At 65.9% G+C, this 2,924-nt stretch carries 5 protein-coding genes; 2 read left to right on the top strand and 3 right to left on the bottom strand.

All coding sequences use genetic code 11. From position 1 onward, the window contains the following. The coding region (locus tag ACRDUX_RS41445) for a carboxyl transferase domain-containing protein (protein ID WP_526423485.1) at positions 1–852 on the bottom strand (852 nt) is incomplete at its 3' end. Between the two features lie 75 nt (positions 853–927). Between ACRDUX_RS41445 and ACRDUX_RS41450 the strand changes: the two genes are divergently transcribed. Continuing rightward, complete coding sequence (locus ACRDUX_RS41450) at positions 928–1,545, top strand: SACE_7040 family transcriptional regulator (RefSeq protein WP_526423487.1); 618 nt, start codon at positions 928–930, stop codon at positions 1,543–1,545. Here ACRDUX_RS41450 and ACRDUX_RS41455 read toward each other — a convergent pair. Both ACRDUX_RS41455 and ACRDUX_RS41460 read right to left on the bottom strand, forming a co-directional pair. Next, entirely contained in the window at positions 1,542–1,697 is a 156-nt protein-coding gene (locus ACRDUX_RS41455; protein WP_526388010.1) for a DUF6131 family protein, read from the bottom strand. The genes ACRDUX_RS41450 and ACRDUX_RS41455 overlap by 4 nt on opposite strands. Before the next feature lie 16 nt (positions 1,698–1,713). Continuing rightward, positions 1,714–1,929, bottom strand: a complete 216-nt coding sequence (locus ACRDUX_RS41460; RefSeq protein ID WP_526423489.1) for a hypothetical protein — start codon at positions 1,927–1,929, stop codon at positions 1,714–1,716. Between the two features lie 157 nt (positions 1,930–2,086). Here ACRDUX_RS41460 and ACRDUX_RS41465 point away from each other — a divergent pair, with 157 nt between their 5' ends. Further along, entirely contained in the window at positions 2,087–2,851 is a 765-nt protein-coding gene (locus ACRDUX_RS41465) for an MmpS family transport accessory protein (RefSeq protein ID WP_526423491.1), read from the top strand. Positions 2,852–2,924: the final 73 nt, after the last annotated feature.

Consider the following 2,924-nt stretch of genomic DNA (forward strand, 5'->3'; position numbering starts at 1 on the left):
GTACAGCTCGCTCTGATCGGCGATCGCATCGACCGTCGGCCGCACGTCCCATGGGGTTGCGGAGCGCGGGCCCAACGTCGCAACGATCCGCCGCACGATCCGCAGCGCATCGCGATCGTCGTGCGCGAGATGGTCGGTCACCCCGGAGACCTTCGAATGCAGGTCGCCACCACCCAGCTCCTCGGCCGTCACCACCTCACCGGTGGCGGCCTTCACCAACGGCGGGCCACCCAGGAAGATCGTGCCCTGGTTCCGCACGATGACGGCTTCGTCGCTCATGGCTGGCACGTACGCACCGCCTGCGGTGCACGACCCGAGGACCGCCGCGATCTGCGGGATGCCCTGTGCGCTGAGGTTGGCCTGGTTGAAGAAGATCCGGCCGAAGTGGTCACGATCGGGAAACACCTCGTCCTGCCGGGGCAGGAAGGCGCCACCGGAATCGACGAGGTACAGGCACGGCAGCCGGTTCTGGGCCGCAACCTCCTGTGCGCGTAGGTGTTTCTTCACGGTGACCGGGTAGTACGTACCGCCCTTGACCGTCGCGTCGTTGGCAACGATCATGCATTCGCGGCCAGACACTCTGCCGATGCCGGCGATCATCCCCGCACCGGGGCACTCGTCGTCGTACATTCCGTCGGCTGCCAGGGGGGCCAACTCGAGAAACGGACTGCCAGGGTCGAGCAGTCCGTCGACGCGCTCGCGCGGCAGGAGCTTGCCTCGGCCGACGTGTCGTTCCCGCGCCTTGGGTGATCCGCCGAGCGCGGCCGTGGCCAGCTTCTCGCGCAGTTCTGCCACCAGCGTCAGGTGTTGCTCGCGATGCGATACGAGCGTTGCCATGCCCACCCGTTCCATTTGAGTTAATGATGACTAACTGATGGTATGTTAGTGAGCATTAACCGAAATGTCTACCAGCGGGAGGATGCCGAGATGCCGGCACCAACCATCCGCGAGGCCACGGAGACGCGCCGCAGCAAGGCCAAGTCCGATCGCCGCACGCAACTGATCGCGGCCGCCGAACGACTGATCGCCGAGCACGGTTACCTCGCCGTCAGACTCGAGGACATCGGCGCCGCCGCCGGGGTGACGGGACCCGCGATCTACCGTCACTTCCCGAACAAGGAAGCACTTCTGGTCGAACTCCTCGTAGGCATCAGCACCCGACTACTCGCGGGAGCCACCGACGTCGTCGCGAACACGGAGACTCCCGCAGTGGCACTCGACGATCTGATCGACTTCCACCTCGACTTCGTCTTCTCAGAACCCGATCTCATTCGCATCCAAGACCGCGACCTCGCACATCTGCCGGTTGGCGCCAAGCGTCAGGTCCGTCGGGCGCAACGACAGTACGTCGAGATCTGGGTCGACGTGCTCCGCAGACTGTCGAACGGGCTCGGCGAGAACGACGCGAGACTGATGGCGCACGCCACGTTCGGACTGCTCAACTCCACCCCGCACAGCGTCAAGCCGGGGACCGTGTCGGGATCCTCGCGTGCGGTGCTGAGGGCGATGACCGTCGCGGCCCTCGCCTCAGCCCGCCCGGTCTAATACCAGACGCGCCGTCCGCCGACGGCGTGCCCTGCGGCTCCCAGCAACCAGAACACCGCGCCGATGACGAGCGCGACGACTCCGATGTAGGTCAGGATCGGGACCCCGAAGACGAGTCCAAGGATCAGAAGAATTACTCCGAGGGCGATCATGGCGACTCCTAGTCGATTACTTGCTGGGCTGTGGGACGTTGATGTTGCAGTTCGCCACCTTCGGGTTTGCTCCCGCGTAGTTCAGCGGTCCTGCCACCACCGTCAGAGCAATGGTTCCTGCTGTTGCACAATTAGTCTCAGCGGTCTTGAAATAGTCCCGCTGATACGCGGCGAAGACTCCGATCAGCAACCAGATGAGCACGATCGTGCCTAAGATTCCGCTACCTCGCATGCTGGACCTCCATGTCCCTAGTCCGCCACGACGGCGTCGTCACTGCTTACCCGACCGACAATTGCGATAAACCCGCCAGCGAAGAGCCGCCGTCGCGCGGCAACGGGCCACGGTGCCCCCGCCCGCTGCGCAGGTACCCTGCAGACATGAGGTGGACATGACGGATCCATCACGCCGCGACGGGTGGGGTCAAGAGCACCCCGGTACCTACAACTACCCCGCCTACCCCGGCGCGACGTACGGCCAGCAGTCGCCGTACCAACCGACCTACCAGGCACCCGATGGGCCCACACCCACCGAGCAGTTGCCTGCGTACTCCCCGTACGGCTGGGACCCCCATTCAGGGGCTCAGTACGGACCGCCCGGCGGGACGCCCCCAGAGCCGCCGGAGCCCGACGGCCCCAATCCGCGGCGCTGGCTCTGGCTGCTCGCGGCGATGGCGCTGCTGATCGTCCTCGGACTGGTCATCGGCCTCGTCATCGTCAACAGCTCGCAGCAGGACACCGTGGTGGCACCCCCGCAGACTCCGATCGAACCGACCGCGACCCAACCGTCGACCAGCACGCGCACGCCGACCACCACGCGGTCGTCGACTCCAGCGCCGACGACGTCCGCCACCGCCCTCCCGCCGGATCAAACCGACCCGAGCGGCACGCACACGGTCGTCTACTCGGTCGGGGGCGAAGGCCGCGCGATCAGCATCCTGTACCTCGACAGTGGCGGCGTCCTGCAGACCGAGTTCAACGTCCTGCTGCCGTGGACCAAGGAAGTTCAGCTCACCGGAGCGGCCAACAGCTCGGCGAGTGTCAGCATCGTCAACGTCGGTCGGCCGATCAGCTGCTCCATCACGATCGACGGCGACGAGACACAGCAAAAGACCGGCACCGGCCTGACGTTGTGCACGTCGCTGGGGACGCGCTAACCGGAGCGGCTCGGCACCCGCACTCCGACGATGGCCACCAGGCCCATCACCAGCACGGTGACCAGACCTGCCA

This window comes from Mycobacterium sp. (assembly GCF_050701675.1).
Classification (GTDB): Bacteria; Actinomycetota; Actinomycetes; order Mycobacteriales; family Mycobacteriaceae; genus Mycobacterium.